Source organism: Allobosea sp. 47.2.35 (assembly GCF_024655635.1).
In the GTDB taxonomy this organism is placed as follows: domain Bacteria; phylum Pseudomonadota; class Alphaproteobacteria; order Rhizobiales; family Beijerinckiaceae; genus Allobosea.
The window spans coordinates 32,615-48,435 of record NZ_JANLGI010000008.1 but is presented as its reverse complement, the minus strand read 5'-3'; the positions used below and the strand labels follow the sequence as shown (position 1 = coordinate 48,435).

The 15,821-nt window shown below is 64.2% G+C and carries 17 protein-coding genes; 6 read left to right on the top strand and 11 right to left on the bottom strand.

Annotation, left to right across the window (positions count from 1 at the left end; genetic code table 11):
• Positions 1-15 precede the first annotated feature (15 nt).
• Together NUV79_RS12015 and NUV79_RS12010 are read left to right on the top strand one after the other, a co-directional pair.
• Positions 16-294, top strand: coding sequence for a type II toxin-antitoxin system RelE/ParE family toxin (locus tag NUV79_RS12015; RefSeq protein WP_257733320.1), 279 nt, complete (start codon positions 16-18; stop codon positions 292-294).
• Positions 295-340: 46 nt separating this feature from the next.
• Complete coding sequence (locus tag NUV79_RS12010; protein ID WP_257733319.1) at positions 341-655, top strand: HigA family addiction module antitoxin; 315 nt, start codon at positions 341-343, stop codon at positions 653-655.
• 84 nt (positions 656-739) lie between these two features.
• Here the strand turns inward: NUV79_RS12010 and NUV79_RS12005 are convergent, their stop codons facing one another.
• Genes NUV79_RS12005 through NUV79_RS11990 form a run of 4 tightly spaced genes read right to left on the bottom strand, consistent with a single transcriptional unit; the run spans position 740 to position 2,760 of the window.
• Positions 740-970 carry a hypothetical protein gene (locus tag NUV79_RS12005; protein WP_257733318.1) on the bottom strand — a complete coding sequence of 77 codons (231 nt, stop codon included), beginning with the start codon at positions 968-970 and terminating at the stop codon, positions 740-742.
• Positions 971-990: 20 nt separating this feature from the next.
• Positions 991-1,623 (bottom strand): hypothetical protein, encoded by a 633-nt coding sequence (locus NUV79_RS12000; protein ID WP_257733317.1) that lies wholly within the window; start codon positions 1,621-1,623, stop codon positions 991-993.
• 7 nt (positions 1,624-1,630) lie between these two features.
• Positions 1,631-2,323, bottom strand: a complete 693-nt coding sequence (locus tag NUV79_RS11995; RefSeq protein ID WP_257733316.1) for a hypothetical protein — start codon at positions 2,321-2,323, stop codon at positions 1,631-1,633.
• Positions 2,324-2,382: 59 nt separating this feature from the next.
• Entirely contained in the window at positions 2,383-2,760 is a 378-nt protein-coding gene (locus NUV79_RS11990) for a hypothetical protein (RefSeq protein WP_257733315.1), read from the bottom strand.
• Between the two features lie 352 nt (positions 2,761-3,112).
• On the opposite strand from NUV79_RS11990, the gene NUV79_RS11985 reads away from it, so the two are divergent.
• From NUV79_RS11985 to NUV79_RS11970, 4 genes are all read left to right on the top strand, one after another.
• Positions 3,113-3,496, top strand: a complete 384-nt coding sequence (locus NUV79_RS11985) for a hypothetical protein (protein WP_067988163.1) — start codon at positions 3,113-3,115, stop codon at positions 3,494-3,496.
• Positions 3,493-5,268, top strand: coding sequence for a hypothetical protein (locus tag NUV79_RS11980; RefSeq protein WP_067988160.1), 1,776 nt, complete (start codon positions 3,493-3,495; stop codon positions 5,266-5,268). Before NUV79_RS11985 ends, NUV79_RS11980 begins: the two co-directional genes overlap by 4 nt.
• 1,022 nt (positions 5,269-6,290) lie before the next feature.
• On the top strand, positions 6,291-6,761 hold the full coding sequence (locus NUV79_RS11975) for a GIY-YIG nuclease family protein (protein ID WP_067988157.1): 471 nt from the start codon (positions 6,291-6,293) through the stop codon (positions 6,759-6,761).
• 14 nt (positions 6,762-6,775) lie between these two features.
• A complete protein-coding gene (locus NUV79_RS11970) occupies positions 6,776-7,459 on the top strand; it encodes an AbiJ-NTD4 domain-containing protein (RefSeq protein ID WP_257733314.1) in 684 nt (227 codons plus the stop codon).
• 118 nt (positions 7,460-7,577) lie between these two features.
• Here the strand turns inward: NUV79_RS11970 and NUV79_RS11965 are convergent, their stop codons facing one another.
• The 7 genes from NUV79_RS11965 to NUV79_RS11935 form a co-directional block, all read right to left on the bottom strand.
• Positions 7,578-8,483 (bottom strand): DNA-methyltransferase, encoded by a 906-nt coding sequence (locus NUV79_RS11965; RefSeq protein ID WP_257733313.1) that lies wholly within the window; start codon positions 8,481-8,483, stop codon positions 7,578-7,580.
• 75 nt (positions 8,484-8,558) lie between these two features.
• Positions 8,559-9,392 carry a hypothetical protein gene (locus NUV79_RS11960; RefSeq protein ID WP_257733312.1) on the bottom strand — a complete coding sequence of 278 codons (834 nt, stop codon included), beginning with the start codon at positions 9,390-9,392 and terminating at the stop codon, positions 8,559-8,561.
• On the bottom strand, positions 9,370-10,635 hold the full coding sequence (locus NUV79_RS11955) for a 5-methylcytosine restriction system specificity protein McrC (protein ID WP_257733311.1): 1,266 nt from the start codon (positions 10,633-10,635) through the stop codon (positions 9,370-9,372). Before NUV79_RS11955 ends, NUV79_RS11960 begins: the two co-directional genes overlap by 23 nt.
• 53 nt (positions 10,636-10,688) lie before the next feature.
• A complete protein-coding gene (locus tag NUV79_RS11950) occupies positions 10,689-11,831 on the bottom strand; it encodes an AAA family ATPase (RefSeq protein WP_257733310.1) in 1,143 nt (380 codons plus the stop codon).
• A complete protein-coding gene (locus NUV79_RS11945; protein ID WP_257733309.1) occupies positions 11,828-12,490 on the bottom strand; it encodes a hypothetical protein in 663 nt (220 codons plus the stop codon). Before NUV79_RS11945 ends, NUV79_RS11950 begins: the two co-directional genes overlap by 4 nt.
• Positions 12,480-14,693 (bottom strand): Eco57I restriction-modification methylase domain-containing protein, encoded by a 2,214-nt coding sequence (locus NUV79_RS11940; protein ID WP_257733308.1) that lies wholly within the window; start codon positions 14,691-14,693, stop codon positions 12,480-12,482. Before NUV79_RS11940 ends, NUV79_RS11945 begins: the two co-directional genes overlap by 11 nt.
• Positions 14,690-15,733 carry a DNA adenine methylase gene (locus NUV79_RS11935; protein ID WP_257733307.1) on the bottom strand — a complete coding sequence of 348 codons (1,044 nt, stop codon included), beginning with the start codon at positions 15,731-15,733 and terminating at the stop codon, positions 14,690-14,692. The genes NUV79_RS11940 and NUV79_RS11935 overlap by 4 nt, the downstream gene beginning before the upstream one ends.
• Positions 15,734-15,821: the final 88 nt, after the last annotated feature.

Here is a 15,821-nt window from a genome sequence, read left to right as displayed (position 1 = left end):
AGCTTACTTTCCATCATGATCCGGTCTTTCAAGCACAAAGGCCTCTCCGAGTTATGGGAGAAGGGACGGACCGCGAAGGTCGACGCCAAACTGCAAGACCGCGTGCTTCGCCGCCTCGACGCCCTCGACGTGGCCGGAAGACCGGAGGACATGAACCTCCCCGGCTTCGACTTCCATGCGCTGAGGGGCTTCGATCCGACGCGGTACACGGTCCATGTCAACGGGCCGTGGTGCATCACCTTCGCCTTCGACGGCGTGGACGCCCTCGCCGTCGATCTGGAGAACTATCACTGACCGGGGCCATGCCCCTATCCCCGCGCCACCGTCAGGAGCCCCCACCATGCCCGATACGACCCCCGCCCTACGATCCCGTGACCGCGCCCCAATCCATCCGGGCGCCCTGCTGCGCGAGGACGTCATCCCCGCCGTAGGCAAGCCGAAGGCGGAGGTCGCGCGACTGCTCGGGATTTCCCGTCAGCATCTCCACGACATCCTGGAAGAGAAGAAGCCTGTCTCGCCGGCCGTCGCGGTACGGCTTGGCAAGCTCTTCGGCAATGGCGCCGGCCTTTGGGTCCGCATGCAGGGAGCCTACGATACCTGGCATGCCGAGCGAGAGGTCGACGTCTCGAACATTCCGACGCTGACCGCGGCCTGACGAGGGCGGCCGGCGACCGATCTCGCGAGACGCTCACGGCCCGCCGCGACGACCGGGAGGTCGCCAGGCAGGCAAGCGGTAGGATCAGGGCTGTGCCTGAGACCGGGGCGTCGAAGACAGTGCCCCGGAGGCCGTATGCTTTTCCGCCCAGGAGGAGAAGGCGGGATCGGTGCCGAAGACCCGACGCATCAACGCGAGCGAGGCAGCGGCAGCACGCGCCGGGGAAGCGTTGCGCATCGTCATCAACTGCGCGGAGTGGTTGAACCAGATTTCGTCGAAATCGCGGTCACGGTCGAGTTCGTTGTCGAAGTCCATGATATGTGCTCCTTCCAGGCTCAAAGGCGGCCCTTGTTGGCCGTGAGATACGCTTGCAGTTTCGTGATGAGAGCCGGCGACACGGCGGTCAGCGCGTCGCAAGCCCGGCGGACGTTCGGATTCTGGTGCCGGAGCAGCCTCCCCATCAGGGCGAGATCGTCCCGCGGCGCCGTGGCGATCGATTTGACGAGGTCGCGGACCTCGTCGTCGGCATTGCGCGCCAGGGACCCCAACTTGTCGCGCGCGACCTCCAGCTGCGCCTCGGCGCTGGTCGCGCGACCGTTCGCGTCGGTGACGGCCTTGAACGCGATCTCGGCCGCACGCTGTTCCACGCGGGCGTCGAAGCTGCGGATCCGCTCCTCGTCGAGGCGCCGGGCTTCGTCAGCGCTCCGGCGTTCGATTCCCGCGACCAGGGTCGACATCGACGTCATGGCGAGTCCGGTCGAGGTCACGGCCGTCAGAAAGCCCGCGACGATGGCCTTGCGCGTCAGATCGCCGCGCACCCGTTTCTCCGTCTCTGCCGCATCGCCGAATTGGGTTTCGGCGCATGAGACCCGACGATCGAGATCGTCGATCGCGTCGAAAACGGGCGCGACGGGATCCTTGTCGCGCACGCCCGTGGACGTTCTCAGCGCCTCGGTGAAGCGGGCCATGCCGATCTCACCAGGGCCGGAACTCGGGGTGATCGAAGAAGGTCGCCTCGACCGTGCGGATCATGGTCAAAGCGCCCTGCGCCTCGAAGCGGTTCCGACCGGCGATCATGGCGTGGGGCGGCGTGCTCGTGCGGTGCACGTCCGCCATGGTCATGCCCAGGTGCGGCAGGCGGGCGGGCTGGCCGATCTGGCTGGCGAGCCTGACGAAGGCGGGATCGGCGATGGCCGCGTCGGCATCGAGCCCGCCAGCCTCGTTGTGCACGAGCAGGATCGAGGCGGCCCCGCAGTTGAGCGCGATCCGCGCCGCGGCGGTGATGCCGTCGCGCTTGGAGATCGGGACGATGAAGCGGATGTCTTCCGCGACCGCCGCGCCCCGGTCATTGACCCACCTGAGGACATGGCCCTCCATGTTCGCGCCGAGGTCTACGATCGCCGGGCGAGAGCTGCCGAAAACCCTGTTCTCGAGGAAAGGCACCACGGCCTCCGGCCTGTCGTCCTCCAAAGCGTTCTCGGGCGGCATCGACTTGAAGTAGCGCCGCGAGGTCGGGTTCGCCGGCTCGACGTCGAAGATGTCGATCTCGACCTTCCGGAAGATGGCGGTGCTGGCCATGAGCATCGCGAGGGTGCTCTTGCCGCCCCCGCCCGCGGCTGCGAGGACGTACTTCTTGCCGGGCGAGGCGGCCTTCGTCGTGGTGGTCATCGGTAACTCCTCATGATCGCGTGGTTGGTAGGCGATTGGGCAGTGGTGATCGGCTTGGCTCAGTCGATGGCATCAGGTCGTCGGAGGTTCGCCACCGTGCGCGGAATGGGCCGGCCGTTTTCGGCGACGAGAACCGGCATGGCCGGGGCCTGAGCCGACTCCGGGGCGTGGGGACCGGCTTTGCGGGGGCGCCCCGGTTTCCCGGGCTCGCCCGTCGGCCTGTTCCTGCGCCGGTACTGCGCGGCATAGTTCGCGGCGAGCTCCGGGCTGATCTGGAAGCCGTTACGAGCGAGATCTGCCAGAATGTCTTTCCAGTGAACGTCGCGCTCGAGCGCGGCTTCGATCGCCGGCATCATCTTGAAGAACTCGCTCTTCAGGGACACTGCCGTCGGCCGCGGAGCGAGCCGGGCCAGGCTGTCGGTTCGCGGGTCGCTCATGCTGCTGCCCTCCTTGCGCCTATATTGGCAGCATGATTTCTCGGGCGCACGTTGTTTAAGTCGCCATGAAGATCGTTCATGCCGAGCGCGCCAAAATCGTCAAACGCGTCAAAATAATATTCAGCGAAATATTGCGAGCTTTAACGTATCCAATTTTGTTAGAAACGTTGCGGCTATGTTCCAGATATGATCGCAGTCAATTTTATTGGATGTAGGATCAACTACAGTATGCCAGTGACGACATGTTTACGGCGCTGCCGCCTGACATGTCTGCTGGCCAAGGGGCTCTGCCCCCGTGGACCCCCGCCGCCCTTCGGTCGGGCTGTCCGCGCGAACGCACGGAAGGCCTGCCATGGCAGACCGAAAGCAAGATGAGAAGGACGAGAAGAGCCGCCCCTTCGTCTTCCGAGTGGCGAAGGAAGAGGCGGAGAAGCTGGTCAAGGTCGCCGTGGCAATGGGGGTAACCCCGGGCCAGCTGGCACGAAGCATCATCGAGCGCGAAATCGGCCTGATCGCCCGAACCGCCACGGTCCGGCGCCGGGTCGCCAATGCCGACCTGCTGGGCCAGGCGCTGGGTCAGCTCGGCTGGGTCGGCAACAATATCAACCAGGTTGCCGCGCACCTGAACGGAGGCAGGCCCCTGCCTTGGAGGCAAGATGAGCTGGAGCGTATGCGGCTCGACCTGGACACCGCCTTGAGTGCCGTCATGGCCGCGCTCGGACGGGGGCGGCCATGATCATCCGATCCAGCTATGTGAAGGACGATCCCAACCGGGTGGCCCATCTCCTCAACACCAGGAACAACAGGCGCGTCGTCGAGCACCGCGATTTCGACCGCGGTTATCCGGGCGATCTGCGCGGTTTCCTGGCGTTCTCTTCCGCCCTGACCGCAGTCCATCCCAGGGCGCGGATCACGCTCGGGCACTTCAAGATCTCGCCGGCGCAGGCCTTGAATCGCAGGCAGCTACTTCGTACGGTCGCCCATATCCGGCGGGAGAACGGCATCTCCCGCAATCACCCGATGCGCTTGATCGAGCATGACAAGGGGGACAGGCCGCCGCATTTTCATCTCCTCTTCAGTGCGGTCGATCCTGCGACGGGGCGGGTCCTCAGCTCGAAAGACAACTATGTGCGCGACGAACTCGTCAGCCGCCGCCTTGAGATCGCCTTTGGCGAGGCTCTGACGCCGGGGCCGAGGGTTCAGCGGAACGCTGCGGACCTACGCGCTCGTGGCCGGGATCGAGAGGCGCAAATTCTCGAACCCTGTGAGCCGGTCCGCAGACGCGACAAGGATAGCGAGGCCGACCGCCAGCAGGCTGCCCGGACGAAGCTGACGCTGGCGGAATTCCGTGACCGTCTCCTCGCCGCCGTCAGGAAGGGGCTGCACTCAGGAGCCCTTCCTCGCGCCCTTGCCGCGCAGGGCTTCTCGGTTGCGATCGGGAACCGCAAGGAAACCCTTATGGCCGTCCACGACGAAACCGGCATGGCGCTACCTTTCGCCGCGTCGGTCGAGATCGCCTCGTGTGGGAGCCTGGAGATGATACCGTCGGTGATCGCGCAACTCCGTCGCGACGCACCGCCTCTTGCCCAGGCTCGCCGCGAGGGAGCGGCCCGGACGCTGAAACGAGCCGAGCGCGATCTCGACCGTGAAATCGATCGGGGCCGTTTCGAGGCTGCGGCGGACGGTGAGTTCGACAGCATCTTCAGCCGGATGCGGCGCGCCCGCGAGAAGGCAGAGGCCGATTCCAGCAAGGTCGGGCGGGGCCAGTCCCAGGCTGCAATGCGCCGGGCTACCCTGGCGACCCGACGCGAGACGGCCCGGATGAGGCAGTTGAGGATCGACCGGGCTTTTCGGACGGCGCGCATTCTGCAGTCTCGCCGCGCTCGCAAGGTTGCCTTCGCCCTGGCCGCAGGTGGGATGCTGTTGACCGGCGCGGGGTTGTCGGTTGCGCTTGGTGTCGGCTTCGTCGCGACCATCGCCATGAAGGGTTACGGCGACACCTTGCGCGCTCACGCGCGGATGCTGGTGGCCCAGAGGCGCGCGGCGGTCACCAGAATCCGCCCTCTGCCTAAAAGGCAGGTTGCGCCGGTCGCCGTCACGGAAAGGGGGATGGCAGATCCGCAGAAGCCGTCCGCCCTCGCGTCTACCCCTCCTGAGAAGGAACGCAAGCCGGCGGGCTTCGACTTCGCCCTGATCGGAAAGTCTCATCGCGTGCTCGCCGCGATGGCCCTGGAAGCCCTCTCGGGCGGAGCCGTTCCGATTGCGCGCGATGCCCTGCAGCGCGCGCTCGGGGAGGATGCCTTTGCCGGTCTGGTGTCGCTCGCCCGAGGCGGCAGTGTGCGGCAGCGCAAGGTGGTCCGGTCATGGAACGGTGGCCGCTCCATCCACGCGTTCGCGGCCGAGGCGGCCCTGCGCCGCGCCGGGGAAGTCGATTCGGCGAAGGCCATGGCCGCCATCGGCCGTCAGCGCAGGCTCAGGGAGCGCGGTCAGACGAAAGGCCGGGGTTGACCGGGGGCGTCAAGCGGGCGTTCCGGTCCGTCTGCGCTTGAAGCCAGACGAGAACCTCCGCGCGGTCGTAGTAGGGCCGGCAACCCTCCCGAATGACCGCCGGAGGGCCCGTCCGGCGCCGCCGCTGGGAACTCAGGGCTGCCTCGGAAATCCCGAGGATCGCGGCGAGTTCCTTCGCCTTGATCTGGGCACGCGGAAATTGGCGAACAGATTCGATCTGATAGGCGAGGGAGGACATGGCTTGACGACCGCTCCGGAGCGAGAACGCTTCGTCGCTTCGCGAAGCATCGGAGCCATCAAACGCGAGATCGGCTATATGCCCCGCGAGTCGTCGATCCGCATGCGCTAGACTACTGGCGCTTCTACGTCCGAGCCGCCCCGCTACAATCTTGCCTCATCGGCAGCCAGGATTGCGGGTCGTCACTCCGCAATGCACCCGGCCAATCGCACGGTTCCATACGCAAATAATATGATGAAATACCTAGCTGTCAATCCATTTGTTTGAACGGCGCGTTTCCGTTTCGGCATCGAGTCGGCCCCCAGAGATAGGCGCGACCCTCCAAAACGTGAAAATCCGCGACAAGACGCCGACGGGAATTGCTCTTTGGCAAGGCCCAACTATCATCATCGAATGGTTGTTTCCGCGAGGAATAATGCAATGCAGGTCCGTCTGGATGAAAATGCCTTGCATAAGATGAAGTGGCACGCCCGCGAGGTTCTCGCACCCGCACGCCATGGGCACACGCTCGAGGCTCTGGCCCGCGGACTAGGCGCAAATACCTACAGAGGACCATTAACCTATGCCCGAAACTTCGGCGGGATCATGTAGGATGGCGACGGCTTGAAGGCGGTAGCATTTCTAGCCGAACGAGAGGTCACGGTTCGGTCCGGCGGACTCGCTGATGTTGTCGCGGGGCATTTGGTCAAGCGCGAGCACTTCTGCTGAGGGTCAGAGCAACTGGTGGCAGCGTCCCCGCCCAGGTCGCCGGCTTTGCCTAGCCGTCTCGGCCAGCGGAGGAACGATGAACCCCGATTTCGCCGCGATGGCCGAGAGCCTGCACCCCTCGTTCGAGCGTCTTGTCGCCGGACAGGCATTTACCGGCGGAGCGCTGCCCCGCGACATGCCATTGAGCTGCGTCTACCTGTTCACCCAGGGCGGGCGACACCTCTACGTCGGACGCTCGAACGAGCTGCGGAAGCGGTACGCTAGGCACTGCAACCCGGGCGCGACGCATCGCATGGCGGCATTCGCGTTCCGCCTGGCCCGGGAGGCCACCGGCAAGGCCAAGTCGAGTTACAAGGCCGGGGAGGACAGCCGAGCCGGCCTGATCGCGAACGCCGAGTTCCTCGCCGCCTTCACCGAAGCCAAGGCCCGCATCCGCCGAATGGACTACCGGTTCGTCGACGAGGCCGACCAGACTAGGCAAGCGCTGCTGGAGATCTATTGTTCGGTCGCACTGCGAACGCCGTACAACGACTTCAATACGCACTAAGCGAGCAAGGTGACATGGACGAGCGTAGCTCATTCTCGGCACGCCACGGATACGCCGCGCCTGAGGCCGAGATCACGGTGCGCGAGGACGCGCCCGAGCTCGTGAGGGCCGCGGTGCTCGCTCTAGGGAATGCAAGCGGCATGTCGGTCGACACGCTTCGCTCGACTGTCTGCGAGGTGCTGTTGCGCGTTCCGGACCGCAACAACTGGAGCCCGTCGAACGTCTCGGAGGAGACTCAACACCTCGTCTTCGAGGCCCCGTGGTTCCGCGTCTACGACATCGCCGAACGCATCTACGACCGGCTCTACAACCAAGGTCGGCGCGCAGAGGTCGAGTTCGCCTATCAGCTGAACGAGGTCTTTCGCGAGCATGGCATCGGCTACGAGATGAAGGACGGCCGGGTGATCGGACGCGGCTCCCTGGCCTTCCGGGAGGCGACCGAAGAGGCGATCAGGCTAATGGACGCGGCTGCTAAGCCGACGGCTGCCATAAAGATGCGCCACGCGCTTTCGGACATCTCCCGCCGGCCGCCGGACATCACCGGCGCCGGGCAGCACGGGATGGCCGCTCTCGAATGCACCGCGCGCGACGTCATGGGCCAGCCCAGCGCTCCCCTTGGGCAACCGCTGCCAGGCCTCGGTCTGATGAAGCCGCCGGACAAGGGCGTTGAGGGATTGTGGGGTTACGCCAGCCAATAGGGGCGTCACGTCGCGAGGGGAAGGACGCGCGATTCGAGGAGGCCAAGTTGGTCGTGACCGTGTCCTCGGCGCTCAGTGTCTACCTCCTCCGCCGTAACAACCCCGGCCTCTTACGGCCTTAGGCCTTGGTCACCCACTGCAAGGCGTGACGGCAATAGTCGGCGTGCCGGTCGATGCCGATGGCCGGGCGGCCGCTCTTGAGCGCCGCCACCATCGTCGTCCCCGATCCGACGAACGGGTCGAGGACGGTCCCGCCGGGCGGGCAACCGACCGCGAGGCAGCGATTGACGAGCTCAAGTGGATACGGCGCCGCGTGCCTCATGGGGTTGTCCGGCCGCGCTGGGAACGACCAGATGTCCTCGTTCCCGTCTAGGCCGGTGCGGTCGAAGAAGTAGCGGGGCGCGCGCGAGAACATGAAGATGTGCTCGTAGTCGCGCCAAGGCCGGTCCCTCGCCGTCGGTTCGCCGAGCGACCCGGGCCGGTCCCATATGATGTCGCTACGCAGCGTCCAGCCCTCCTTCTGCATCGCCAGCGCGACGCGCCACGGGATGCCGATCAGCGACTTGCGAGGCAGGCCGAGGCCCGGCCCGTCGACCGCGCGAAGGACCGTGCGGGCCATCTGGCGGCCGGAGGCCTTCGCGTCCCGGCCGTGAGGCTTGCCCTTGGCCGAATAGTAGGTGTCCCCGATGTTAAGGAAGAGCGTGCCGGTCGGCTTGAGAACGCGCCGGGCCTCCGAGAAGACGTCCCGCAGGGCCTCGACGAAGCCTTCGATTGTGGCCTCGTGGCCGATCTGCCCGTCGTAGCCGTAGTCGCGCTGCCAGTAGTACGGCGGCGAAGTCACCATGCAGTCAACGGTCTCGCTCTCAAGCGACTTCAGCCCCTGCAGGGCGTCCGCCTGGATGACCTTCCACGGGAGGTTCTTGCCGACCGTTCCCTCGAAGACCTGGACGGGCGCCGCCTTGACCCGCTTCGGTGCCGGAGGAGCGCTTTCGACGCGCGCCGGCTGACGGGTCTGATCGGCCAAATAGGCCTTCAGCGCTGACGGCGCGACGCGGATGTGGCGCTCGCCCGCTAGTTGTCGGCAGGCTCTTGCTGCTTCCTACGTCCGGTCGCCCGTTCGCTTGGGCTTGGGGCCCGCCAGACAGGAAGCTAAGGCACGACGGCATCGCGCATCCGCCTCCACGACTAGATCAGCGAGGATCTGCGATAACTGTTCCTCTAATGACCGCTCGTTCGAATCGCGCCACTCACGATGCACACGCCCGGCGTAAGGAGTCGCCAATTCGGCGATCCGGAGCCCGTAAGCTTCATGGATCTGAGTCTGCGCCGAACGTGGTCCGGCCTTTCTGAAGGGCGCGCCGACGCCAACGACGATTGTGACGACTTGGCTGCCGATGTTGATGGAAATCGGCTGAAAGGGGTCGGCCGAGCGCCGCACGCGCCCACCCAACTCCTCGATGGCTTCCGATAGCATGTCGACCAGTCGCGTGCGGCGAAAGTGCTGATCGCCCACGGAATGTTGCGAAAGTCCGTGGGCGATGGCCGGCATGCCTTGTGAAATCGAGGCGAGCACTCTTGACCGGGTCGCGCCCAACGCGATCGGAAACAGGACTTCGGATCGTCTGCACACTCCGAGACTGCCCAGATCGACGATCACGCGAAAATCGGGGAGAAAGACTGATGGCTCCGGCAAGGTGGGGCGGAGTGTCATATCGCGCTGGGTGCGCCAATAGCCACGCCCGGGTGCCGGTACCTCAGCCAAGTGACAGAAGCGAGCAATCCTTCGTGGCGTCGTTCCCAACATGGCCGCGGCCTTCCCCAGCGGCATCGACCACACCAAGTCGAACACGTCACGACGGGTGAGCGAACGATCCCGCGCCTTGTCGATGTTCGGATATGCTATGCCGTGTTCAGGGAACTCTTTCGTCGCCATCTTGAATCATCGAAACTACCCCGGAGCCTAACCCGTCGCAGAACCTCTTCAATCCTGCGGGCGCAGAAAGCCCTTTGACGGCAACGTCGAGGGCCACGACGCGGACCTCGTCGACCTCTATCCGCTCTAGCATGCGAACGGCCCCTGTCGAAGTGGGACCGTTCGCGTCAGGCACGCGCGGGTACACCAAGCAAACAACTCCCTGTCCTGTTGCCCTGGAGAAAGCAAGGCTTTCATAGAGATCCGCAGATTGGACGGTGGCGTTGCCGCGTTCGAACCGTCCCTTGTACTTGGCGTCCAGTAGAAATCCCGATCCCTTTTTCACGCTGCTCGACACGGCGAGGTCCGGCGTAACGTTGACGGCCCGGAATGAGCCCCCTGAACGTCGGGTCCGTCCCAATTGAGCGGACCTTTGCGATTGCGTCAGATGGCCGCCGAAATAGGATCGAACGGCGAGCGTCAGCAAGTTCTCCCAGGCGCGCCAGGTATCAACCACGAACCCCGGCGCTTCCGACCCGCCCGGAGACAGGCTACCACTCAAGCCGCGTAGGACGTCCAGGCTCAAGCGATATGTCGGCTTCCAGGCGCTGGATCGACTGGGGAGCCTGCGCTCGGTCAATCGAGGTGATCCTGGCCTGGGCGGGAGATCATGCACGACGCGTTCCAACCTCATCCGCGTCTCGGCGTCCGGGGTCGCAAGTGCCAACGTCATCGCCGCGCGCCGAACGGCATCGTTAAACTCGTTCCTCCGCGTGAGGCCGGTCACGATCTGCGAATATCCCTCCTCATCGGGTACGATGAGATCCACGGGATCGAAATCACCCTCGATCTCGAACCCTTGGAATTGCTCTCGCCGATAGACCCGGATAGGTCGTCGACGGTTCTTCCAATACAAGCTTGCCAGTGCCCTGCCGATCAGAGTCGGCAAGTCGGTTTTCGACGAAGAAGATGCGGACAGGCCTTCATCAAGAAGGTGGCCGTGCTGCGAAAGCAGGGCCAACAGGAAGAAATCCTCCTGCCATCCTTCGGAAGGGCCGAGGAATTTGGGGGCGACCTCGATCTCCATACGCGGACCGAGTGCGAGCATACCCGCGAAGTCGACTGCCCTAACGTCGTCACCAACAATCTGGATTGGTGAAGCGTCGAAGCCGAGGGTTCGCGCCACCCTGCGCCCGGCGGTTTCCAAGAGCGCGCGAGCAGCGCTCCGTTCGATTCCGACCTTGGCGGCGATTTGGCGGATCAAGGGCGTTGGTTCGCCGTATTCCACCAAGGTCCAGCGCGGGACATTGCCTCCGATCACCCCGGGTCGACCCCTGCCACCGCGAGCAGCATCCCGTATATCGTTTCGCGGTCTGGAGCAGCGGGGCCCTCGATCACTAGGGAGGGCAACTCGCCGAAGTTCCGCTGAGCCAGCTCGTACACATGGCCGACCATGCCTGCGGTGGCGTTCAGCACAGTCGCAACGCCGCGCACGTCTCCGAAAAACACCTCGTCGATGTGTGCCCGAATTGACTGCCACGCGGTGATGACGTGGAAAAGGGCGGCATCGACCGTTTTGGCTGGTTCGTCCATTAGGAGGATGCCGTGCCCGATCCGGAACTCCTGTCCCCTTCCTAATGCGATGCGGTCGTTCACAGCTGCCCACGCCAGGATCGCCGCCGCGTAGACGTCCGCCGGCGAGCCCGGTGAGGGGGGTGGAACGTGGGTAGGCGCAACATGTAGCGCGGCGCGCAGCGCGGAAGCGTCCGGCTCCAGACGGTAGGGTGCCCATCGGCGGAGAAAGGCGACGTCGAGCGGCTCGACCGAAACATCAGCTTGGTTCATCGCGCCGAGGATGTAGAGGTCGTGCGGCAGTGCGTACTCCACGAAGGCGCCCGTTGCGGGATCCAGCAGATCGAACACCTGGGTCTGGCGGTGCGGCTTCCCATCCGGCGAAAGACGCTTGTCCCCCTCCATGGCGACGATGGCGCCCCCGAAGACCTGGACGGCGGGTCCGCGATTGATCTCGTCGATGATCAGCAGTGCTGCTCCGCCTGCCTGACGAGCGTGCTCGCTGGCCCGATAAAGTATCCCTTCGCTGATGCGGAACTGCGCGGTGGCGCCAGACCGCAGGTCCGGCACGATGCCCGTCAGGAAATCCCGCGCCTTGCTACCTTGATGGAATGCCGTCCGGAAAACCTTACGGTTGGCACGCCCCGGTGACGGAAGCACCGTATATGAGGCTGGATCGGAGCCGCGTTGGATTGGCACGTCGTCATCGTGCATCAACGTCGGCGCTTGGCCGCGCGGGGACATACCACGCTGGAAACGATCGGCGACCTCGGCCAAGAGCCTTGTCTTTCCCGTGGCCGGCGGGCCCGCGATCAGCACGTTGTGGCGAGTTGCGAGCGCGGCGAGCACGATCGAGGATGCCGCAGACTTGTCGAAGGAGCCGGTCATGGCGACGGTACGATCTGAGGATATGAGGTGCCCGTCGAGAGGTCCAGCCAGCCAGAAGCGGCATTTCGCCCGCTTTGATCGAGGCAGGTGCTAAGGAATTTCCTCACATCGTCTGGCCATTTCGGGCTCGTCAGGGATGCTCCCATCACGCAAGCGGGGTATATCCGTCCTGAGTTCGTCTCGATGAGGAGCAAAAGTATCCGGTGCTCCCGCTTCCTGCTTATCTTTCCCGCCGCGTCCTTCTCGTTGGCTTGCCTATCGATGAGTCGTTGAACCATTTCACCTAGGCCATAGCGATGCACCTTTGCCAGTCGCATCTCGCCCTTGCGGGCAGCCGTCGGTTCCCAAACTTCGATGGGAGCGCGCTTCTCTTCCCCGTTCGGGCTTTCCTTCCAATGCAGCTCGCCAATTCGCACCTGCCCCTGCACGCCTACGTTCGCCCGACGCGAAACCTGTCGCGTTTGGGGGAACATTCGCGCGAGAAATTTCGCGAACGCTTCGGCCGGCCGTAGCCTAAGGTCACGTGCTCCACCGCCCGTGGGAGAGTCGTTCGACAACGCCTTGAATTTCCTGACGTCACCGTCCAAAACCTCGCGCGCCAAGATGCGCTTCACGCCATCGGGGTCGGGATGGTCGATGGCGCTCGGCTCACTTGGCATCCCTGACCTCCATCAATGATCCTGCAAGTTCGCTCGGCAGGTATGGTATCGCGTTCGCATTGAACGCGGCTTGCACGCGAGCGGCCCACGGTTCGCCGAAGCCTGGACGCCCCTTGCACCAAGTGGCCATCACTAGATCGCGGGTCACCGTCGATCGCGTGTCGGCCGGCGAGAGAGGCTGTCCTCGATCGAGCAGCGGAAAATCCTCCAACATGCGCAGCAAGTCGCCATCATCCAGCCCGTACGCCCGCGCTACGAGCACGTCGGCCTCGGCCCGGAGCTTCGCTATCCGCCATGCATTGTCGAAGGTCGCCGGGCCGCGATCATGGTCGGCCAGCTTTTTGCTGATCTCGACCAGCCGCCGACCGGGCAGCGTGTCGGGTTGGATCGATGGAAGGCGCAGACCCAGCAGAAGGAAATAGTTCACCGTGGTGGTAACCACGCGTCGCAGCAGCCAGTCGAATGGCAGGCTATTGACGATGGCCACCCACAAGCGAAGGCGATCCTCGCCGGGGTCGTTAGGGAAAAGGACTGTAGGGACCTTGTTGCCGCAAACCACTCCGGAAGGGATGAGGGCAGCCATCATCGTTCGCTCGTTCGTCTGCCCCGTTATATCGCAGAAGCCCGCCCTCAACTGGGATGAGCGTTCGACGACGGACGGGGCAAGGGAGCCCCTGCCTATCCAGAACTGAGGATGCAGGCCTGATGATCCGGGCGGCGTCATTGACCATCTCGCCGCGCGTCCCTCGCCTCCGAGATATCTCTTCGCGCCGAAACGATGCGGTTGGATCATCCGGCCTTCGACGACGGGCAAAGCGTTCTTGGTCGATGCCTTGCTGAACTGACCTCGGGCATGGGTCATGTCGACCTCACGACAGAACTGGGGAAACCAGGGGCTGTCCGGGTCCGAGATATCCAGGCCGGCTCGCTGCGCCTTCAGGAAGATCTTCCACTCCGTCTCGTCCCTCACTTCGGGAACGGTCAGGTCCGGCCGGACTTCGCCCAGCAGCTTTCGAGGGATCTTGACGACGTTTCCCGCTTCGAATCCCATTTCGCTCCAGCGGGCATGTGACAGCGAGATCGCAGAGCCGGTCCTCGCGCCTGGGCTGCGCGATTTGTAGCTGATCGACAGGAACTTGAAACGCGTATCGATCGAGAAAAACCGCGCCTTGTTGTCCAGCACCGAGATTTCGAGGTCGCTCGATCGGGCGAGTAGGAAGCGCCGCAGTGCCTCTGTGCCCTTCGAGCGGATCACTCCGCCGGGAACCAGCAGCGCACCGGTGCCACCGGGCTTGGTGAGACCGATCATCAGCTCAGTGAATGCGACGTAGAGATCTGGTTCCCCATCCCCAAGGGTGCGATAACGACGGGCCAGCTCCGTCGACCTATCAGACGCAGCTCGACGTCCTGCGTCATAACCGAGGAGATCCAGATCGGCGAACGATTGCCCGTAGTGACGCTCGCCGCCTTGGCCGCGGACGAACTCATGCCGAGACAGCTTCACCTTCTCCCAAGGTGGATTGCCGATCACCACGTCGAAGCCGCCAGGCGCAAGCGCGTCCCAGCTGCGCCTTGGCTCCAGCAGGCTGTCCTGGACGCGCCACCGTGAGCGCATCTTCAGCAGTGCGTTGAGGTCGTTGGTCAGGCTCGCCAGCGCGATGAGGGTACCTCGAAGCGCCATCTCGGACATGTCGGACGCATAGACGCTTTCCGAAAGCCAATCGGCGGCGAGTATTCGATCGGGGCCGCAGGCCGCGAGCGACGTCGCGGCGAGCAGGATACCGGCTCCGCAGGCCGGGTCGACCACTTTGGCACCCGGTACCAACGCATCCCTGACGTGGGATGCCAGTCGGAGAGCCAAGCGATAATCCGTGTGATATGCCCCATCGGCCCGCTGCCTGGAGCTATCGAGTCTTTCCCGTGCGAGCGCGCTCAGTGCGAGCGCGGGTGGGATGCCCGAGGCATCGATCTTCTCGACGACCCCGCGCGCGATATCAAGCAGCTTTGCGCTCTTTGACACTGGACGTCGTCCGAAAGCTTCGAAGTAGCCATCGAGATCGAAACCCCCGAGGCGGCATGCCGTCGCCTCCAGCAACTGGAATCGGGCCTCGTCGGCACGACCTCCCAATTTCGCGACGTGCGCATCGACCAGCTTTTGAGTTGTGGCCAGCCGCTGTTCCTCGGCTGTTCGGAACTTCGTCATGCCGCTACCTCAAATCCTGCGGCCGCCCGATCGATGCAGATCAGGACCTCTTCGACAGCCGATCCGCGACGGCTTGCCGTCGCGTTCGGGCGGTATCGCCCTATGCTCATCAGCGGCTTTACGACCACCCGGCCAAGCGGGGATAGAACGCTTTCGAGTTCATCGAGCGGCACGTGCCCTTCGTCGCTGTAGGAAAGCAGCACCCGCCTGGAAGGGATTCCGGCGACGAGATCCCTAAGTGCTCCGACAGCGCGGGTTCGATAGCAATAGTCGGAAGCTTTGTCCCTCCATGGCCTGATCCCCCCCACGCCGGTCACGTCGGGAGCGTCGCCGAGAGCGATAGTTTCCAGGATATGGTAATAAGCTGCGTACTGGCGTTTCGTGTAGGGTGGGTCGAGATAGACAACGTCTTCTGTCCGGCACTCGACGTCGGTGGCGTCCAGCGAGGTCACCGTGAATGGGGGAGCTTCTATCGGCATCAATCGGGGAAGGATCTCTATGACTTGAAGGGCCTGTGGCTGCCACCGCGACATGAAACACCCGTAGGTGCCGGCCGTGTTCGCCACCTTATTTGTTGCTCCGAGGAGATCCGCCAGCAGCACCAAATGCTCTGTTTCGGTTAAGCGGCCCCCTGCGTACCAGCTTTCCAACGCGAGACGCATGCCATCGATCTTCCGGGCGTTGCCCTCGCTGAAGTAACGCCGCTCGACGCCCGCATGCTTCGCGGACGCCGGGCTGTATTCGCTCCACACGAAACCGCGCCGCCCCTTGACGGCGTTCATCTCCCGAACCGCTCCCGCGTATCCCCCGAATGAGGTGAATTGGGCCTGGCGTGAGGACACCAAACGGGCCGCGGCGATCGTCGTGGCGCTCTTGAGATGATCGTTTAGATGGACGGGCCACCCCGATCGGGCGGCCACCTCTGCCACCGCTCCGGTGCCGCAAAACACGTCGACAAATCGACCGTGGTTCGGACGACCAACCTGCTCCACGATCGCATGGGCGAGCCTGAGCTTGGATCCGATGTATCTGAACGCCACGACTACCCCCAAACGGCTGCCCGATCCGCGAATCGTAGCCTCAGCCTAAGCATGACACAGGTTTGAAGTTCACCAATAGGTGTCAGAC

Bases quoted from the DNA above. Each gene is read 5' to 3' on its own strand.
- NUV79_RS11945 (WP_257733309.1), bottom strand. From the start codon at position 12,490: ATGCCAAGTGAGCCGAGCGCCATCGACCATCCCGACCCCGATGGCGTG.
- NUV79_RS11970 (WP_257733314.1), top strand. From the start codon at position 6,776: ATGGACGAGCGTAGCTCATTCTCGGCACGCCACGGATACGCCGCGCCT.
- NUV79_RS12010 (WP_257733319.1), top strand. From the start codon at position 341: ATGCCCGATACGACCCCCGCCCTACGATCCCGTGACCGCGCCCCAATC.
- NUV79_RS11975 (WP_067988157.1), top strand. From the start codon at position 6,291: ATGAACCCCGATTTCGCCGCGATGGCCGAGAGCCTGCACCCCTCGTTC.
- NUV79_RS11990 (WP_257733315.1), bottom strand. From the start codon at position 2,760: ATGAGCGACCCGCGAACCGACAGCCTGGCCCGGCTCGCTCCGCGGCCG.
- NUV79_RS12000 (WP_257733317.1), bottom strand. From the start codon at position 1,623: ATGGCCCGCTTCACCGAGGCGCTGAGAACGTCCACGGGCGTGCGCGAC.
- NUV79_RS11940 (WP_257733308.1), bottom strand. From the start codon at position 14,693: ATGACGAAGTTCCGAACAGCCGAGGAACAGCGGCTGGCCACAACTCAA.
- NUV79_RS12005 (WP_257733318.1), bottom strand. From the start codon at position 970: ATGGACTTCGACAACGAACTCGACCGTGACCGCGATTTCGACGAAATC.
- NUV79_RS11950 (WP_257733310.1), bottom strand. From the start codon at position 11,831: ATGACCGGCTCCTTCGACAAGTCTGCGGCATCCTCGATCGTGCTCGCC.
- NUV79_RS11960 (WP_257733312.1), bottom strand. From the start codon at position 9,392: ATGGCGACGAAAGAGTTCCCTGAACACGGCATAGCATATCCGAACATC.
- NUV79_RS11980 (WP_067988160.1), top strand. From the start codon at position 3,493: ATGATCATCCGATCCAGCTATGTGAAGGACGATCCCAACCGGGTGGCC.
- NUV79_RS11985 (WP_067988163.1), top strand. From the start codon at position 3,113: ATGGCAGACCGAAAGCAAGATGAGAAGGACGAGAAGAGCCGCCCCTTC.
- NUV79_RS12015 (WP_257733320.1), top strand. From the start codon at position 16: ATGATCCGGTCTTTCAAGCACAAAGGCCTCTCCGAGTTATGGGAGAAG.
- NUV79_RS11995 (WP_257733316.1), bottom strand. From the start codon at position 2,323: ATGACCACCACGACGAAGGCCGCCTCGCCCGGCAAGAAGTACGTCCTC.